12 protein-coding genes are annotated in these 15,315 nt (G+C 70.9%); 1 reads left to right on the top strand and 11 read right to left on the bottom strand.

Features of this window, described 5'->3' with window-relative positions; translation table 11 throughout:
- Positions 1 to 86 precede the first annotated feature (86 nt).
- The 9 genes from ACZ6X9_RS22485 to ACZ6X9_RS22445 form a co-directional block, all read right to left on the bottom strand.
- Positions 87 to 317, bottom strand: coding sequence for a flavin reductase (locus tag ACZ6X9_RS22485; protein WP_469780061.1), 231 nt, complete (start codon positions 315 to 317; stop codon positions 87 to 89).
- Positions 304 to 492: a tautomerase family protein gene (locus tag ACZ6X9_RS22480; protein ID WP_469779769.1), complete on the bottom strand. Its 189-nt coding sequence runs from the start codon at positions 490 to 492 to the stop codon at positions 304 to 306. The genes ACZ6X9_RS22485 and ACZ6X9_RS22480 overlap by 14 nt, the downstream gene beginning before the upstream one ends.
- Complete coding sequence (locus ACZ6X9_RS22475; protein ID WP_469779768.1) at positions 483 to 1,778, bottom strand: DegT/DnrJ/EryC1/StrS family aminotransferase; 1,296 nt, start codon at positions 1,776 to 1,778, stop codon at positions 483 to 485. The genes ACZ6X9_RS22480 and ACZ6X9_RS22475 overlap by 10 nt, the downstream gene beginning before the upstream one ends.
- A complete protein-coding gene (locus tag ACZ6X9_RS22470) occupies positions 1,778 to 3,442 on the bottom strand; it encodes a (2,3-dihydroxybenzoyl)adenylate synthase (protein ID WP_469779767.1) in 1,665 nt (554 codons plus the stop codon). The genes ACZ6X9_RS22475 and ACZ6X9_RS22470 overlap by 1 nt, the downstream gene beginning before the upstream one ends.
- Entirely contained in the window at positions 3,439 to 4,491 is a 1,053-nt protein-coding gene (locus ACZ6X9_RS22465) for an LLM class flavin-dependent oxidoreductase (protein WP_469779766.1), read from the bottom strand. Before ACZ6X9_RS22465 ends, ACZ6X9_RS22470 begins: the two co-directional genes overlap by 4 nt.
- A gap of 91 nt (positions 4,492 to 4,582) precedes the next feature.
- The gene (locus tag ACZ6X9_RS22460) at positions 4,583 to 5,272 is read right to left on the bottom strand and encodes a thioesterase II family protein (RefSeq protein ID WP_469779765.1); all 690 of its coding nucleotides are present in this window, start codon (positions 5,270 to 5,272) and stop codon (positions 4,583 to 4,585) included.
- Positions 5,273 to 5,343: 71 nt separating this feature from the next.
- Positions 5,344 to 9,912, bottom strand: coding sequence for a non-ribosomal peptide synthetase (locus ACZ6X9_RS22455; RefSeq protein ID WP_469779764.1), 4,569 nt, complete (start codon positions 9,910 to 9,912; stop codon positions 5,344 to 5,346).
- Positions 9,828 to 10,064: a phosphopantetheine-binding protein gene (locus ACZ6X9_RS22450; protein WP_469780060.1), complete on the bottom strand. Its 237-nt coding sequence runs from the start codon at positions 10,062 to 10,064 to the stop codon at positions 9,828 to 9,830. The genes ACZ6X9_RS22455 and ACZ6X9_RS22450 overlap by 85 nt, the downstream gene beginning before the upstream one ends.
- A gap of 385 nt (positions 10,065 to 10,449) precedes the next feature.
- Positions 10,450 to 11,940 (bottom strand): MFS transporter, encoded by a 1,491-nt coding sequence (locus ACZ6X9_RS22445; RefSeq protein ID WP_469779763.1) that lies wholly within the window; start codon positions 11,938 to 11,940, stop codon positions 10,450 to 10,452.
- A 122-nt stretch (positions 11,941 to 12,062) separates the two neighbouring features.
- On the opposite strand from ACZ6X9_RS22445, the gene ACZ6X9_RS22440 reads away from it, so the two are divergent.
- Positions 12,063 to 12,713, top strand: a complete 651-nt coding sequence (locus tag ACZ6X9_RS22440) for a TetR/AcrR family transcriptional regulator (protein WP_469779762.1) — start codon at positions 12,063 to 12,065, stop codon at positions 12,711 to 12,713.
- Here ACZ6X9_RS22440 and ACZ6X9_RS22435 read toward each other — a convergent pair.
- Positions 12,675 to 13,919 (bottom strand): MFS transporter, encoded by a 1,245-nt coding sequence (locus tag ACZ6X9_RS22435; RefSeq protein ID WP_469779761.1) that lies wholly within the window; start codon positions 13,917 to 13,919, stop codon positions 12,675 to 12,677. The two genes, ACZ6X9_RS22440 and ACZ6X9_RS22435, sit on opposite strands and share 39 nt — an antisense overlap.
- Before the next feature lie 101 nt (positions 13,920 to 14,020).
- The gene (gene solA, locus ACZ6X9_RS22430) at positions 14,021 to 15,181 is read right to left on the bottom strand and encodes an N-methyl-L-tryptophan oxidase (RefSeq protein ID WP_469779760.1); all 1,161 of its coding nucleotides are present in this window, start codon (positions 15,179 to 15,181) and stop codon (positions 14,021 to 14,023) included.
- Between the last annotated feature and the right edge of the window lie 134 nt (positions 15,182 to 15,315).

Below are 15,315 nucleotides of genomic sequence, written 5' to 3'. Positions count from 1 at the left end.
TGTCCCGGACGGCACGCCGGCCCCGACGCGTCACGCCGACGCCCACGCGGCCAGGTGCCGTGCACGTGCCGCCGAGTGGGATCCCGTCACTCGGTGTCCGCTCCGGTCGCAAGGGCGTGGAGGGCGTTACCGTGAAAGACCAGAGGCGCGTTCGTCGTCCGGGCGGGTTCTTCCAGGGCTGCGATCCGGCCGACCACCAGGACGTGATCGCCAAGCACTCGGGTCTCCCGGAGCCGGCAATCGATCCACAGCACGGCCCCCGGGAGCAAGGGGCTGCCGAGTGCGGACGGCTTCGGTGCGCGTTCAGTCGCCGCCAGGGCGGCCGCCGATTCCCCACTCGTTCTCCGGCACCGGATACAGGACGACCCACGTGTGCTCCCGGACCTCGTCCCCCAGCACTTCCACCGCGGCGTCGGTCAGGCGCTCGATCAGCCGTCGGCGGGTCTGAGGGGTGAGCCGCTTCTCGTACAACTTGGCCTCGATCAGGGGCATCGGAGGCGACCTCCTGGTGGTGTGGAAACGGCGTCGACAGGCATGACGTCGTTCAGGCTGTCCGCGAACGACTCGACCATCCGGTCCACCTGCCGGTCTGTCAGGCCCGGGTGGCAGGGCAGGTTCAGTTGCTCCGAGAACCAGAGATGCTCCGCGACCGGGCACTCACCCGGGCCGTGGCCCCTGGCCCGCCACTCCGGAACGAGGTGGAGCGGGAAATACCGGAGCTGGATCTCCACGCCGCGCCGGTCCAGGGCCCGTACCAGCCGGGTGCGTGTTTCGGGCCCGCCCGGAACGAAGCACGTGTAGAGGTGGTACGCATGCCGGACACCGGGGCCGGGCCGCTGGAGGCGGACTCCGGGGTGTGCCGCCGCCGCCTCGTCCAGCCGGGCGGCGATCTCCCTGCGGCGGGCGACGAAGTCGTCCAGCTTGTCCAGTTGGACGGAGCCGACGGCGGCTGCCGCTTCGGACATGGTGGCGTTGGTTCCCGCCCTGCGCACCGTCTGACACTGGTGCCCGTAGACGTGGGCGGAGAACTGCATCCAGGGCAGCAAGGGGGGGACCTCCCCGGCCGGGGCGGGGGACCGGGTGAACACGCCGTCGATCTGGTTGGAGCGTCGCCGCTCGACGCGTTCCGCCCAGTCGTCCCGGTCGGTGGTGATCATGCCGCCCTCACCGAGAGTGGTGATGTTCTTCGACGAGTGGAAGCTGAAGCAGGCGATGTCGGCCAGGGCTCCGGGGCGCCGGCCCCGGAAGTCGGCGCCGAGGGCGTGCGCGCAGTCCTCCAGGACGGCGATCCCCCGGGCACGCGCCAGCTCCGTCACCGCCTCCATGTCGGCGGGCCAGCCGCCGTAGTGCACGAGCAGGATGGCGCGGGTCCGGTCGTTGAGCAGGTCGGCCAGCCGGTTCGGGTCCATGTTGAGCGAGTACGGGTCGACATCGCAGAACCGCACTCGGACGTCGAGGTCGAGCAGGGGCTGGATGGTTGCCTGGAAGGTCTGCGGGCTGGCCACGACCTCGTCACCGGGCCGCAGGTCAAGCAGCCCGATCGCGATCTCCAGGGCGACGGTCCCGCTCGTGACCGAGAGTGCGTGCCGGGCGCCGACGAGGGTACGGAACCTCTCCTCGAACGCGGTCCGCCACGCTCCCATGGACAGCGGGGCATCGGAACCCAGGACCTCGGCCAGTGCCCGTATCTCGGCATCGTCGAGAACGCTTCCCCGGCGTGCGAAGGGCACGTCGTACACCCGCTCGCCCCGCGCCGGCGGATTTCGGTCGCCCCGCATCAGTGGTCCTCCTCACCGCGCGCGGTCCGCCGGCCGGCGGCGTCGGCCGCGAGTGCCTTCTTGTCGACCTTCCCCAGGCCGGTGAGGGGGAAGGCGTCGTAGATCTCCAGCAGGTCGGGGAGCTTGAAGTCGGCCACCCCCCGGTCCTTCAGCACACGCCGCAGTTCCGCGATGCTCGGCGGGTCGCCGGCGGGCATGACGCAGGCACAGATCGCCTCACCCAGCAACGGATCGGGAACGGCTACGACCGCTGCCTGACCGACCCGGGGGTGGTGGGTCAGATGCCCTTCGAGCTCGGTCGCGGAGATCTTGTCGCCGCCGCGGATCACCACGTCCTTCACCCGGCCCTCGACCACCAGGTCACCTCGTGCGGTGAGCCGGACCAGATCGCCGGAGCGGAAGAAGCCGTCGTCGGTGAACGCGCAGCGGTTGTGCTCCGGCGCCTTGTAATAGCCGCGCAGCGTGTACGGGCCCCGCGTGACGAGTTCGCCCACCTCGCCCGGTGCGACCGGCGCACCGGTCACCGGGTCGGCGACGCGAATTTCGTCGTCCGGTGAGACGGGCCGGCCCTGGGTGGCGAGAACGACGTCTTCCGGGTCGTCGCGCCGGGTCATGGTGAGCAGTCCCTCGGCCATTCCGAAGACCTGCTGGAGCGCGCATCCGAGTACCGGGCGCACCTGTTCGGCGAGATGCCGGTGCAGCTTGGCGCTGCCGATCTGCAGGCACTCCAGGCTCGAGAGGTCGTGACGCTCGTGCTCGACCCCGCTCATCCACAGGTGGGCGACGGTGGGCACCACGGACGTCAGGGTGACCCGCTCCGCGGCGATCAGGGGAAAGCAGGTGTCGGGAGAGGGATCGGGAGCGAACACCACGGTGCCTCCGGCGTGCAGGGTCCCCAGTATCCCGGGGCAGCCCCAGGTGAAGTTGAACTCCACCGGCAGCACCGCCAGATAGACGGTGTCCGGTCCGAGGCCGCACACCTCGGCGGTGGCACGGACCTGGTAGCCGTAGTCGTCATGGGTCCGGGGGATCAGCTTGGGCAGGGCGGTCGTACCGCCGGAGAGCAGGAAGAACGCCACGTCCGTGGTGTCCGGCAGGAACGCGATGTCGGGGGGCCGCGGTACGGCGTCCGCCACGAGCGCGTCCAGCAGGACGATGTCCGACGGTGCCCCGGGCCGTGGTGCGCCCACCACCAGGGTGTGCCGGACGGACGGAATCTCCTTGCGCAGTGCCGCGGACATCTCGACGTGATCGAAGCCCCGCTGCGATCCGGGCACCACGTGGGCGACCGCCTCGGACGACTCGCACAGGTGGCGTACCTCGTACGACCGGTGGGCCGGCAGCGAGAACACCGGCACCGCGCCGATCCGGAAGAGGGCGAAGCAGACGGCCACGAAATCAGGGGCGTTCGGCAACTGCACGACCACGCGCTCGCCGGGCCCGATCCCGAGCCGGCGTAGCCCCGCGGCCAGCCGGTCCGCCCAGGCGTCGAGTTCGGCGTAGGTGATCCGTCGCCCCGCACCGACCAGTGCGGTGCGGTCCCGGTGGGCCGCGGCCCACCGGCGCAGCGCGGCGCCGAGCGGTTCGCCGGTCCAGTGGCCTGCCGCGCGGTAGCGGTCGATCTCCTCCTGCGGCCTGGCGACACATCCGTCGAGCATCGTCATACCTCCCCCATCACCTGGTCCGCGAACAGCCGCAGGGTGCGTTCGCTCCGTTCGTATGGCATGTGGCCGGGGCTGACCTGAATGCTGACCGTGAGGTCGTCGCCGTACCACCCCGCGATGGCGGCGAGTTGGTCGCGGACCTCGGCCGGCGTGCCGGCCAGCACCTTCGTGGCGGCCAGCGCGGCGTCGAAGTCGTAGCCGCGCACCTTGTCGACGAACTTCTCGTAACCGGGGTACTGGTCGCTGCGGTTGCCCGCCCAGCCTGCCACGGCGCCCATCATGTGATCGATGTAGTTGCGCTCGAACCGCTCGGCCGTCTCCAGGGCCTCGGCCCGGTCCTCGGACAGGTAGCAGGTGTACTTGATCTGGATGCGGGGCCGGTTCGGACGGCCGCTCGCCGCCCATGCCTCGCGGTAGGCCGCGAGCATCTCCCGCAGTTGCCCGCGCGAGGTGACGGACGGCACGACCTGGAGATGACGGCCCGCCTTGCCGGCGGCCGCGCAGGACTCGGGGCTGGTGGCGGATGCGACGAACACCGGCGGATGCGGTCGCTGCACGGGGCGGGGCAGCAGCGACACCGGACCGAACCGGTAGAACTCCCCGGTCCAGGTGACGCTGTCCTGGGACCACAGGGCCGTGCACGCGTCGACCATCTCGGCGACCCTGGCCCGGCTCTCGGCCATGGGCACCTGGAACCAGCCGAACTCGTCGGGCAGGAATCCCCGTCCGAAGCCGGCGTCGAGCCGTCCTCCCGAGAGATTGTCGAGCATGGACAACTTGGCCGCGGTCTTCAACGGATGGTTGAACGCGGCTATGACGGCGCCCGTGGTGAGGCGGATACCGCTGGTCCTGGCGGCGATGGCGCTGAGGAGGGTGACCGGGTCGGGGCAGTAGCCGCCGTACGGGGAGCCGTAGTGCTCCACTGTCTGTACGTGCTCGAAGCCGAGGGATTCGGCGGCCACGGCCAGTTTGATCGTTTCCTGGTAGTACTCCGGGGCGCTCTTGAGCGCCGGGTCGATGACGGGGAAGAAGTTCAGGCCGAAGTCCACGGAAAACAGCTCCTTGCGGTGCGGGAATCGAGTGGCCTGATGCCCTGAAGTCGGTGTCGGTGTCGGTGTCGGTGCCGGTGCCGGTGCCCGTTCAGGGCAGGGCGGGAGCGGACGGCGCGGCGCTCGGCTGCTCCAGGCGCCGCCGCAGTTCGGCCAAGACCGCCTGCCGGCCGTCCAGCAGGTAGAAGTGACCGCCGGGGAAGACCCGCAGGTCGAAATCGCCGGACGTGGTGTTCCGCCAAGGACGCATGAGGTCCGGCGGTGCCTCGTGGTCGTGCTGCCCGGCCAGTGCGGTGACAGGGCAGGCCAGCGGCGGCCCGGAGCGGTGCCGGTAGGTGTCGATCAGATGGAAGTCCCGGCGGATCGGTGGCAGCCAGACCGCTCGCGCCGCGGGATCCGCGAACAGTTCGGGGGCGGTACCACCGAGACCGATGACCGCGGCTGCGAACGCGTCGTCGTCGAGCCGGTGGGTGTCTCCCGGGAGGTGATCGGCGGGCGCCACCGTCCCCGACACGACCAGTCGCACCAGGCCTGCCCTGGGGGTACAGCGGCGGGCCACCTCGTAGGCGACGATGCCGCCCATGCTGTGGCCGAACAGTGTGGTCGCACGCCGGGGAAGGCGCTCCAGCTCGGCGACGACGCGATCGGCGAGGTCACTCACGCTGCCGGGGGCGTAGTCGGGGCTCGCGTACCGCACCGAGACGAGCTCGACGTCGGAGCCGAGACCGCCGGCCCAGGGCACGAACATGCCGGGTGCGGCTCCGGCGTGCGGCAGGCACACCAGGCGGGCTCGGGAACGAGGCCCGGACGTATGGCGTTTCAGCAGTCCTGAGCGGCTCGGAGGAACGGCGCTCACCGGTTCGGCTCCGCGCCGGGGGCGGTGTGCCGGGGCGGGACGGACGCTGGTTCGGCCGGGGCGAGCGGGGCGGGAGACTGTCGTACGGCCGTGGCGAGGGCGGCGATGGTGCGGTGTTCGATCAAGCAGCGCAACAGCGCGTCGAAGCCGTGCGCGTCGGCTCCCGGCACCTGGTCGCGTATCCTGCCCGTCAATTGAGCGGCGAGGAGGGAGTCTCCGCCGACCGCGAAGAAATCCTGGTCGACGCCGGTCTGTCCGTCGACGCCGAGTACCTGTGCCCACAGCTCGGCGATGATCGCCTCCAGCGCGTCACGGGGCAGGAGCACCTCCTTGCCGGCGGCTTCCGGCTCGGGGGCCGCGCGCAGCCAGGAGGCCAGCGCCCCTCGGTCCACCTTGCCGTTGGCGGTCAGCGGCAGGGTGTCCAGTACGTGGATGCGGGCGGGCACCATGTAGGCCGGCAACTGCCCGGCGAGATAAGCGCCCAGGGGGCCGGGGCGCACGCGGGCGTGGTCGGTCTTGAACCGGGCCGCGAGCAGCGTCTGGCCGAGGGACGGCGGGAGGCGACCGGCGTCCGGTCCGGTGACCGCGGTCAGGTGCCACGTCTCGGCCGCCCCCGCCCGCCGCAGCAGGTCCGTCCACTCCTGCCGGTCCAGCAGCATGCGGTCCCGGCCGCGCCGGAGGTCCGTGAAGCCGACGCCCGTCTCGCCCACGTCCATGAGGAAAGCCATGAAGATCATGAGTTCCGGGCTCTCCCGCGTAGGCTCCGTGAACAGCAGCCACCCGCCGGGAGCGAGGAGTTCCCGCAGCCGTCCGAGCATCATGGCCGCGTCGTGCGCGTTGTGCAGCACGTTCGCGGCGAGGATCACGTCGAAGGAGTTCGGGGACAGGCCCTGGGGGCGCGGATCGGCGTTCATGTCGAACAGGCCGTAATCCACGAAAGGGATCTCGGCGAAACGTTCCCGCGCTCCGTTGAGGAAGAACGGCGACACGTCCGTGAAGAGGTACTCCACGTCCTGGTCGGCCAGCGCCTCGAAGGCGCCCGTACTGGTGCCGCCCACGCCCGCTCCCACCTCCAGCACGCGCAGCGGACCATCGTCCGGACCGTACCCCCGTGCGATCTCCCGCAGGGCTCCGGCCGCGGCGGCGTTCGTATAACGGGCGATCAGGCTGTCGGTGAACAGCGACACCGCGGTGTCCGCGCGGGCCTCGGGAAACAGCAGGTGAACCTCGTCCTCGGCACCGCTGACCAGGTCGGGCAGACGGGCTCCGCTGCGTTCGAACAGCGACACCGCCGCCGGTGACCACTGGTCGTGACCGAGGACGTGCAGTTCCCGCACCCGCCGCCAGGCGGCTTCGACCTCGCATACGTCGTCCGGCAACGGGGCGACGGCCGTGTACGCACCGGTTGCCGTGTCATGGGTCAGCCGGCCCGCGTCACGCAGCAGACCGAGCCAGCGGCGCACTATCCACCGGTGCCGGGGCACGGCACAGGTCAGCCGCAGTACCTCGTCCGCGGTGTACCCGCGTCCTCGGACGGCGAAGGCCCCCGCTGTGCGCAGCGTCCGGCCGACGGTAAGCAGTACGGCTTCGTCGAGCGCGGCGTGGAAGGCCCGCATGCGGTCCGCGTCGGGCGGCTGCGCGGACGAGCGTCCGGCGGTGTCGGAGGCTGCCGCCAGGTCCTTCGCGGTCTCGTCGGCCGGACTACGGCGGCTGCCCGTGACGAAGGCGATCAGCCGACGGTCGGTACGCTCGCCTTCGGCCAGTACGCAGGCGCTCCCGACCGAGGGGTGCCGTTCCAGCGCCGACTCGATTTCGCCCGGCTCGATGCGGTGTCCGAGCACCTTGACCTGGGAGTCCGCCCGGCCGAGGAACTCGATGACCCCGCTCGGGTGGTAGCGCCCCAGGTCGCCGGTCCGGTAGAGCCGTTCGCCGGTGTCAGGGTGGCGGACGAACCGCTCGGCCGTGCGCTCCGGGTCCCCCAGGTAGCCCATGGCCACTCCGGCGCCCCCGATGTACAGCTCGCCGGTGACCCAGTCGGGGCACGGGCCCAGCCCGGGGTCCTCGGGGTCCAGGACATGGAAGGTCTGGTTGCTCAGCGGGGTGCCGTACGGAATGCTGGTCCACTCCTTGTCGACGCTGTCGATTGGGTGGTGGATGGACCAGATCGCCGCCTCGGTGGCGCCGCCCAGACTGACCAGTCGCACACCGGGCAGCTTGTCCCGCACCGAGCCGGGCAGTGTGACCGGTATCCAGTCGCCGCTGAGCAGGGCCAGTCGCAGCGAGGACACGTCCCACTCCGCGTCGGTGGCGTGGTAGCCGGGGCCCAGGCAGTCGTCGAGCATCTGTAGCTGTGCGGGGACGGAGTTCCACAGCGTGACGCGGTGCTCGTGGATCAGCGCCGCCCAGTGAGAGGGGTCGCCCCGCCGGTCGGGGTCGGGCAGTACCAGTGCGCCGCCCCGGGCCAGGGGACCGAAGATGTCGTAGACGGAGAGGTCGAAACCGAGGCCGGCGAGACCCAGCACCCGGTCGTCCTCGGCCACACCGTGACGGGTGTTGATGTCGGCGACCGTGTTGAGCGCGCTGCGGTGGCTGATCATCACGCCCTTGGGCGCGCCGGTGGAACCGGAGGTGTAGATGACGTACGCCAGGTCCTCGGGCCGCGGCCGTGCGTCGTCAGGGAGGGCGGAGCCGGTGACGAGACCGTCGTCTGGGGCCGGGTCGTTAACCGTTTCGACGCGGATTCCCTCGGGCAGGCCGCCCGGGCCGGGGCCGTCGGCGCAGGCGAGGACCTGGCGGACGCCCGCGTCACGGAGTATGCGGTCGCGGCGTGCGGGCGGCTGAGCGGTGTCGAGCGGGAGGTAGGCACAGCCGGCCAGCAGGGTGCCGAGTACGCCGACGATCTGCTGCCATCCCTTGGGCATGGCTATGGCCACGATCTCGCCGGTGGTACATCGACATCGCTCCCGCAGCAGGTGCGCGACGGCCGCCGAGCGCCCGAGGAGTTCGGCGTAGGTGAGGCTGCGGTCGGCGGCGATGACGGCGACGCGGTCGGGTACGCGCCGGGCCTGGGCGACCACGCCGTCGTGGAGAAGTCCCTCCGGTACCGGCACGGCGGTGGCATTGACCTGCGCGCGACGCTCGGCCTGGGCGGGCGGCAGCGTGCGCGGCACGGGGTCGCCCCAGGCCGCATCGCCTTCCGGGCCTGGGGCCGCCAGCCGCCGGACCAGGTCGGTGTAGCGCGCGAACATCGCGTCGACCACACCGTCGGGGAACAAGGCATCCACCGTGTCCCACGTGAGCAGCAGGCCGTCCGGTGTCTCGTACAACTGGTGATCCAGCCATACCTGCGGGGTCTGCGAGAGCATCCAGCTCAGGTCGCCGAAGCAGTCGCGGAAGTCGTCGTCCACGAAGAGTCCGCCGATACTGCTGGCGAAGACCACGGGCGCGGAAATCGGTTCCCCCGGCCGGTCTCGGGCGAGGTCCCGGAGTACCTCCACCGCGGAGTAGGCCGCGTACGACGCGTCCTGACGGAATCGTTCCTGCACCGCGCGCACGCGGTCGACGAACGCGCCGGGGCCACCGGTGTCCACCTCCAGCAGCAGCAGGTTCGTGAAGTCCGCGATCATACGCTCGGTATCGGGATGGCCGGGCTGCCGGTCGAACAGCGGGACGTTCAGCAGAAACCGCCGGTTCTCGCTCCACTGGCCGAGGGTCTGCGCGAACGCCGTCGCCAGCACCATCGAGGGCGTCACGCGGTGGGCGCGGGCGCGCCTCTTGAGCTGGTCGAAGAGACGTTGTTCCACGAGGTGGGAGCGGCGCCGGAAGCGGGGGCGGGTCACACGGGCCGGGTCGGTGGCGAGTGGCAGCCGCGGGCCGCCGACCCTCAGATTCTCCGCTCGCCGGCGCCAGTGGGCCCGTGCCTGCTCCCACTCCTCACCGCGACGGACCGCGACGTCCGCCAGGTATGCGGAGAAGCTCAGCGTCAGCGGCGGGAGGACGGCGCCCTGATAGAGGGCGGCGAGGTCCGAGAGAAGAACCTGGACGCTCATGACGTCGGCGATGATCAGGTCCACGTTGAGGTGCAGTCGCGCGCCCCCGCCGGGCAGCAGGGACAGCCGGATGTCGAACACCTCGCCTGAGCGGATGTCGAGCAGGCGGTGGGACAGCTCGTCCCGGATGCTCCGCAGACGCTCCTCCGCGGCGTCCGGGCGCAGAGCACGCAGGTCGTGGCAGGTCAGCCCGGGCCAGGGGGACCGGTCCATGATCTGCTGGCGGCCGTCGTCCCGGATCACGGCTCTGAGCATCCCGTGGCGCTCGACCAGCCGGTGGACGGCCTTCTCCAGCCGTTCCGGTTCGGCACCGGGCCCGTCGAACTCGAAGTATCCGTGGCACGCGACGCCGCCCAATACCTGGCCGGCGTTCCGGCCGATCCAATACGCGTGCTGGACGGGCGTCAACGGGAAAGGAGCCCCGGCCTCGGTCACGACGGCCGACTCGACGGGGCCGCCGATCGTGGGCGACCCGTCGGACAGGCGGCCGGCCAGCAGAGTCCACCAGTCGGACACGGTCGGGCTTTCGGTGAACTCGCGGTAGGTGGCCGCCAGGCCCCGACCATCGCCATGGTGGTCACGGAGTCCAGACCGAGGCCGACGAGATCGTCGCCGTCACCGATCTCCGAGGGGTCCACCCGAAGCTTGCGGGCGACGAGGCCGCGCAACTCGTCGAGGCTCGCGGGAAGAGCGGACAGCGCGGTACTGCGGACGGAATCAGACAAGATCCCTCCAGGCCAGAGGCTTCCGTGCGGTGTTTTCGAGCATCCCGGGATTACGGCGCGCAAGAAATTTCCCGGGGCACCCAAGTATCAGCACACAGATCCTGGGCCTGACAAGAGACGATAAAGATCGTTTGCGACCGTCGTTCGCGTTGCCCTGCTCGTCGGCATTCCTCTCGCTCGGACGAACCGGTCGAGGTGGTTGACATCACAGTTGGACCATGGCAAGGTAGGGTGCCCTTACTTGATCAGGGTAGGGCCTTCCACCTGCAACTTCCTCGATGTCGAATGTTCAGTTGAGGACGCCGTCAACCCTCGGTGGAGCCGTTGGTCAACTCATTTTCTCTTCTTTCATTCCCCTATCGGAAGCTCCTTTTCGGTCGTCAATGAATTCCTGTCGCATTTCCGTTCCGGCAAGGGAGCGACCGCTGCCGACCAGGGTATATACGGCGCCCGTCATGGCTATGCCGGCAGCGATCCAGAACGCGAGCGTGAAGCCCGTGTCGGCGGGCAGCGACGTGCCGTGGATCGCGCGTGAGGCCAGCAGCGCGGCGGCCAGTTGGCTGCCGACGGCTCCGCCCACGGTCCGTGCCACCGTGTTGATGCCGTTGGCCGTGGCGATGGAACGCGGCTCGGTGACGTCATGGATCAGTTTCGGCAGCGCACCCATGGCGAACCCGAACCCGGTGCCGATCACCCCGTAGGCCGTCACGGCCTGCCACTCCCGGGCGTGGAAGAGGGCCATCGACACCCCGCCGGCCGCGCTCACCGCGAGCCCGAGCGCCAGGGGAGCGCGGGGCCCCAGCCGCCTCTCCACCCTCCCGACCGCCGAGCTGGCGGGGAGGCCGAGGAGGGTCCCGGGGATCAGAATCAGTCCCGCCACCGTGACGGACGCCCCGAAGCCGTAGTCGACGAGGCGAGCTGCCCGAGGAGGCAGCCCCGCCGGCAGTTCGGCGAGCTTGGGGACCAGGACGTAGAAGACGAACTGCGTGGCGCCCAGCAGGAAGGCTCCGATGTGGGCCCCCGCGATCGGGCGGCCGAGCAGCAGGGCCGGATCGATCAGCGGATGCGGCACTCGGCGCTCCCACCGTAGGAACACGGCGGCGAACAGGACACCGCCCGCGAACAGCCCGAGAACCCGGCCGGAGGTCCAGCCCCAGACCGGCCCCTCGGTCAGCGCCAGCAGTACGCACACCAGGGCCGAACCCAGCAGCGCCGCCCCGGGCAGGTCCAGCGGTGTCGGCGAGGTCGAGCGGCTCTCGGGCACGTACCGCACCACCGAGACCAGGGCCAGCAGGACCAGGCCGGCTCCCGCGACAAACAGCCACCGCCACGAGGTGTGATCGACGATCAGGCCGCCGACCAGCAGGCCGGCGCCGGCCGCGCCGCCGACCAGGCCTGACGTGAGGCCCAGGCCGAACGCCACTCGATGAGGGGGCAGTACTTCCCTGATCAGCCCCAGGGCGAGCGGCAGCAGGGCGAGGCTGACGCCTTGGACGGCGCGGAAGGCGATGAGCGAGCCGACGTTCCACGCGGCCGCCGCGCCCACGTTGCCCGCCAGGTGCACCATCAGCGTGACCAGCAGCACTCTCCGCTTGCCGTGACTGTCGCCGAGGCGGCTGATGAGCGGCGTGAAGACCGCGCTGGCCAGCAGGGTGGCGCTGAGCACCGCCCAGGAGGCGCCGACGGCGCTCGTGTCGAGTGCGGTCTGCAGGATGCCCAGCGTGGGGACCAGCATCGTCTGGACGAGGGAGTAGGACAGGACGGCCAGGATGAGGGCGACCAGGGCCTTCGTGCCTGACCGGGCGGCGGGGGCGGGCAATGATCACCTCGGTGTGTCGATGGGGTCCCGAATTTGCGACCGCTGTTCGCTAATTGCGAGCATAGGGATCCCCCGCCCGGGCCACAAGCCCTGCCCCGCGGCCGTGCGGGTAGGGTGATCGCGTGAACGCACGTGCTCCCGGCCGACCGCGCGTCCTCTCCCGTGCCCGCATCGTCACGATCGCGCGGCGGATAGCGGACGACGAGGGGCTTGACGCGCTGACGGTGCGCCGCGTCGCACAGCGGCTCGGCACCGGGCAGGCGTCCTTGTACCGACACATCCGGGACCGGGACGAACTGCTTCGCCTCCTCGCCGAGGACGTCGCGGTCAACCTTCCCGGGCCGCGGGACCACCCGGACCCCGCCGAGCAGGTCATCGGCCAGTGGCTGGACGCGTACGACTACCTGTCCCGGCACCGCTGGGCGGCCCGGATCATCGCCGAAGGCGAGCACGTGGCGGACAGCGCGTCGTCCTTCACCGACAGCGCCCTCGACGCGCTCGGCGCACTGGCCGGCGCCGGCCCCGGCGGCACGGACGCACTTCGCACAGATCCTGCCCGCGTCTACCGCGTTCTGTGGCACCTGCTGCTCGGCTACGTACTCAACGTCCACCCGGTGGGCCACGCGCGCACCGGGAACACCGCCGAGGACGCCGAGAACGCCGAGGACACGGACACCGGGGGAGTCTCCGGCCTTCACGGCACCGGTACCTCCCGGGACGACTTCGTCTGGGCCCTACCGCGCGTCCTGAACGGCATGCTCGGGCCGCACTGACAGGACGGCCGGCGACCGGCGGGCGTACAGCACGCGCAGCCCCACCAGCGCGGCCGCTGTCAACGCCCCCGCGACCACGACGGCCGCCCCGTAACCGACGGCTCCGGCGAGCGCCGGCCCCAGGGCCTGCGCCGCGACCGCGACCGCGAACCCCCACGCCGACAGGAGGGTGAAGTCGGTGCCCGCGGTCTCCGGCCGGCAGAAGTCCATGAACACCGTGAAGATCACGGTATTGAGTGCGCCTCGCGCAAGGCCCAGCGGAGCGACCACGACCGCCGCCACCGTGTTCCCGGCCCCGGCGGCGACGGCCAACAGCGCACCGGTCGCCGCCAGTTGCACCAGGCAGGCCCCGGCCAGCACTCGAATGCGCCCGTGCCGCCCGACCAGCCGCCCGGTGCCGGACGCGCCGACGATCCCGGCCGCCCCTCCGAGGAGAACGGTCAGCAGTCCGATCCGCCCGAGCGGCCAGCCCCGGTCCACCAGCAGTGGACCGATGAGCGACTGCGGCAGCATGATGCCCATCCATACCAGCGGCACCAGGACACCCGCCCACGCGGCCACACCCGGCCGACGCATCAACTCCCGTACGCTCCGCGGCCCCGGAAGGCCGGCGGGCGCGTCGGTCCCGGGCAACGGCACCACGGGCTCGTCGACGTGGCGCAGTGCGGCCAAGGGCACCAGACAGAGCCCGGCCACGGCGACGACCGCCCACGACCATCCGGCGTACTCGACGAGAGTGAGCAGACCCACGCCACCCACGGCGGCGCCGGCGAAACCCGCACCGACCTGCACGGCGTTGACCCGACCGCGGTCGGCGGGGGCGATCAGGCGGACCGCGAGCCCGTCGGCGGCTATGTCCTGGGTGCCGATGAGCGCGCCCAGCAGACACGCTGCGATCAGCAGCAGGGTGAAGTCCGCGCGGACGTCCACGGCGGCCAGCGCCAGCAGCACCACCACGATGGAGGGCTGGGTGACAGTCAGCCAGGTGCGGTAGTGACCACTGGGGCGACGGCCGTAGCGGTCGACGAGCGGGGCCCACAGCACCTTCGCGATGATCATGAAGTTCACCAGAGAGACCGCGCCGACCTGACGGAGCGACGCTCCGTCGTTCCGCAGGATCGCCGGAAGGGTGGTCAGGGGACTCATCGCCAGGTACTGGCCGGCATAGAGTGCCGTCAGAACCAGCAGCCGCGCACGCCGGGTCATCCACCCTCCCAAAACCTAGGTGAGGGTAGGCTAACCTATTTGGGAACGGCGGTCGCTAATGTGACCGGAATCGTACGTCCCACCAGGCGCGGGCCATCGGATCAGCAGAGGCGATCCACCCGGGCGAAGGCGAGCGGTATCCGGGTTTCACCCTCGGTCACCAGGTCGGCCAGCGCTTCCCCGATCCCCAGTGCGTGCTTGCCGCCGTGCGCGTTGCATCCTCCCGCGACGACCAGGCGGGGGTCTCCGCCAGGGCTGCCGATCACGAACTGGCCGTCGGGCGTGCGGGAGAACATGCCGACCGCCACCCGGGCGGGTACCGGGTCGAGTCCCGGAACGCACACCTCGAGCAGCCGCGCGAGATCCGACCAGTCCTCGGCACCGACGGACCGGTCGGTGTCCTCCGGATCCACCGGCCGGAATCCGCTTCCGCCGTACTCCAAACCGAGTTTGACGCCGTGTCCGTTCTCGCAACCGTTGCCCCACAGCACCCGGCCGCCGTCGACCTCCCGCATGAACACCGGGAAGCGGTCGAGACCGAATTCCCTTCCGCCGTCCCCGCTCCCGTCGACGGGACGGAACCAGCAGATCGGCATGCGGACAGTCTCCAGCGGCAGCCCCGCGACGAGGGTCTGCAGCCACGCCCCCACGCTGACCACGGCTCGTCGGACCCGCAGCCTGCCTGTGGCGGTCACCACCTCCGCACCGCCGTGCACCGCCGACACACCGATGACCTGACTGCCCGTCAGCACACGTGCACCCGCCGACCGGGCCAGTCCGACAGCGGCCCGTATCGATGCCTCCGGCCGGACGATGCCCGCGCTCGGCTCCAGAACACCGATGTGTCCTTCCGGGACCGCCGCGTGCAGCGGGTACCGGTCACCCAACTCGGCGGCGGGTATGGTCTCCACTTCGATCCCGTGCGCCTCGGCCGCGCGCAGTGTCCCCCCGGCTATCGGGCCGTCCGGCGGCCCGATCAGCAGCCCGCCCGAGCGTACGAACAGATCCTCACCGGACGCCTCCTCCAGATCGCACCACAGTTCGCCGGAGCGCCGGGCCAGCGGTACCAGGCCCGGATGCTCCAGGCAGGTGGTCCGGTACATCCGCGACCCGCCATGTGAGGCACCCCAGGCGTGTCCCGGAGCGAACCTCTCGACCCCCACCACGTCCACGCCACGCACCGCGAGTTGCCACAGCGCGGCGGACCCCCAGGCGCCCAGACCGATCACCGCGACGTCGGCGTCCCAACCGCTCACCGTCATCCCACCCACCACCTCCGTGAAGGCTTGCGAGTACCCGGCAACCGTAGCCAGGGCTCGCACAGGCGCAGTGGCCTTGACGGCGCGATCAAGCCAGGAAACGGCCGCGGGCTCCCCGGAGCGATGCGTACGATCCC

This window comes from Streptomyces sp. NPDC052910, from assembly GCF_055585605.1.
Note: the sequence above shows the minus strand (reverse complement) of the source record. Positions and strands in the feature narration are given on the sequence as shown.

Coding starts and splice junctions, on each gene's coding strand:
- ACZ6X9_RS22480 (WP_469779769.1), bottom strand. CDS start 492: ATGCCCCTGATCGAGGCCAAGTTGTACGAGAAGCGGCTCACCCCTCAG.
- ACZ6X9_RS22475 (WP_469779768.1), bottom strand. CDS start 1,778: ATGCGGGGCGACCGAAATCCGCCGGCGCGGGGCGAGCGGGTGTACGAC.
- ACZ6X9_RS22470 (WP_469779767.1), bottom strand. CDS start 3,442: ATGACGATGCTCGACGGATGTGTCGCCAGGCCGCAGGAGGAGATCGAC.
- ACZ6X9_RS22435 (WP_469779761.1), bottom strand. CDS start 13,919: ATGACCCGGCGTGCGCGGCTGCTGGTTCTGACGGCACTCTATGCCGGC.
- solA (WP_469779760.1), bottom strand. CDS start 15,181: ATGACGGTGAGCGGTTGGGACGCCGACGTCGCGGTGATCGGTCTGGGC.